This is a genomic window from Bifidobacterium aesculapii, assembly GCF_001417815.1.
GTDB classification, from domain to species: domain Bacteria; phylum Actinomycetota; class Actinomycetes; order Actinomycetales; family Bifidobacteriaceae; genus Bifidobacterium; species Bifidobacterium aesculapii.
Genome location: NZ_BCFK01000070.1, coordinates 1 through 2,026 on the forward strand (window position 1 = coordinate 1; position 2,026 = coordinate 2,026).

Genomic DNA, 2,026 nt, shown 5'->3' on the forward strand with positions numbered 1-2,026 from the left:
CCCCCTCGGGACCCCCCCCGCCGCCCGCCTTTGGGCTGGGGCGGGCCGCGTGGGGGGCGGTCGGTCAGCCATTGGACGGTTTCGAGAACCAGCTTCCCGAATCCGCAGGCCGCCGTGATGACCGCCGCTACCGCGGTTATCCACTCCGGACTCACTCCGCACCTCCTTTCGCTTCTGAGTTGTTGCCGGTCTTCCCTGCCGACATATCTATAATAACATCGTATCGATAGATATGCAGGCTGGGGACAAGCAACACGCCGATGATTCCAACGATTCCGGAAGGCGAAGTCATGCCGCCCACCATCACCCTGCACATCGCCGACCAGTCCAGCCACGTGCTGCGCGACATCGACATATCCGCCTCGTCCAAGAAGGACTTGTCTCTCGCGCCCGTCAGCGGGGAACATGATTCACTGGAGGGACTGGCCGACGAGAAGATCTTCGACGGTCATACCCGGTCCATCCGCGACTGCTACCGCGAGTTCGACCTGTGGCAGAGCTGAACGACCCCATATCGCGATGGACCAGCGGGAGGTGACGTCATGCCCAGCGGCGGCGCACGCGCCAAGGCGGGCGTATCAGGCGCAGCTCGCCCCAGCGGTGGACGATGGCGCTGACCAGTGAGGGCGCCGTCCTGACCGACCGGCACCGGCGCGCCCAGGTACGGCTCGCGATCACCGCCGACAGCCAGGCCCGCCGCATGTGGGACGCCACGCTCGATCTGGACGACCTGCGGGGGTCCCAGCCGATATGGAAGAGGGCGATGCTCGACCTGCTGCAGGTGTGGTGGAAGGTCAGCGCCGACACCGCGGCGCAATACCTTCCACGCTTCCGCGAAGCCGAGACCGGGGAGCCCGGCGGCGTCGAGGTGGGCGTGCCCCGGTTCGACCGCAGACAGGCGTCACGGCGCATCGATTGGACGGGCGCGACGAACGTGCTGTGGCACATCGCCCGCGGCGAGACGCAGGAGGCCGTCTACGAGGCGGCGCGCAGCCTGTTCCTCGGCATGTTCCACGAAGCCGTGCTCACCGGAGGACGCACCACGATAGAACGATGGGCGAAGAAGGATCCCCGCGCCATCGGATGGCGGCGCGTGTCCGACGGCGATCCGTGCGCGTTCTGCGCGATGCTCGTCACCCGCGGCCCCGTCTACACGAGCGTCGCGAAAGCGGGGTTGAGCGCCAGGACCGGCAAGAAATACCATCCGCACTGCGGATGCACCGTCGAGGTCGTCTACGGGGACTGGAAACCCACCCGGCAGGAGCAACAGTGGATCGACGACTACTACCGGGCAGCCGAAAGCCTGCCGGGCAAGACGCCACGCACCGCCGAGACCGTGCTGCCGATCCTGCGCAGAAACGGAAGTTTCCACGATTCCGCGACGAGGCGAAGCACCCCCGAATTCCTGAAGCAACGTCGGGAGGCCTACGCCGCCAAGAAAGCCAAGAATTCGAAGTCGCTTGCGCAGCAAACACCGGACGCGGTTAACAGCGGAAGTTCTCGAGTGCTCAACAACGGTCGCCACGCGTTCAGACATGTTGATGGGTATTGGATCGAGGACGGGGCCGCGCCGGAAGACAATGAGAGGAACATCGCCAAATTCTTTGCAGAGCAGGGACACGATGTCGTTTTCCGCAAACCCCTAGATAAGCAGGGCAGAAAACTTCTGATTACTATATCGATGGTGACACATGGGAGCTGAAGACTCTGCACGGGAGCGGAAAGAACACCGTGACCAATGCCCTGGGGAAGGCGAAGAAGCAGAGCGGTCGCATTATTCTCGATCTCACCGATTGCCCAAAGCCTATTGAACAAATAGCAGATAGGCCAAACGCCGTCATAAAGGAAATCATTCTGATAAAAAACGACGAGGTGATACGCCGCATGAGATGATAGAGTATCAAAAAGGAATCGGTGCCTTTCACCCTTAAAACCGTTTGCTCGGACATGGTGGAAGGTTCCCGATTCTTTTTCTTTCAGCCCACCGTGGAAGTTCCATGGTGGTTTTCGGGTTATAGGAACTTTT

3 protein-coding genes are annotated in these 2,026 nt (G+C 61.7%); all 3 read left to right on the forward strand.

The features are described 5' to 3' along the window. Positions 1–260 precede the first annotated feature (260 nt). The 3 genes from BFAL_RS09590 to BFAL_RS11275 all read left to right on the forward strand — a co-directional run bounded on the left by BFAL_RS09590 (position 261) and on the right by BFAL_RS11275 (position 1,893). Positions 261–503 carry a hypothetical protein gene (locus tag BFAL_RS09590; protein ID WP_152973633.1) on the forward strand — a complete coding sequence of 81 codons (243 nt, stop codon included), beginning with the start codon at positions 261–263 and terminating at the stop codon, positions 501–503. Between the two features lie 104 nt (positions 504–607). Further along, positions 608–1,702 (forward strand): VG15 protein, encoded by a 1,095-nt coding sequence (locus tag BFAL_RS09595; protein ID WP_055428160.1) that lies wholly within the window; start codon positions 608–610, stop codon positions 1,700–1,702. Between the two features lie 5 nt (positions 1,703–1,707). After that, entirely contained in the window at positions 1,708–1,893 is a 186-nt protein-coding gene (locus BFAL_RS11275; RefSeq protein ID WP_236691734.1) for a CdiA C-terminal domain-containing protein, read from the forward strand. The last annotated feature ends 133 nt before the right edge of the window (positions 1,894–2,026 follow it).

Excerpts from the sequence above, each read along its gene's own strand:
- BFAL_RS09595 (WP_055428160.1), top strand. The coding sequence starts at position 608 with ATGGCGCTGACCAGTGAGGGCGCCGTCCTGACCGACCGGCACCGGCGC.
- BFAL_RS09590 (WP_152973633.1), top strand. The coding sequence starts at position 261 with ATGATTCCAACGATTCCGGAAGGCGAAGTCATGCCGCCCACCATCACC.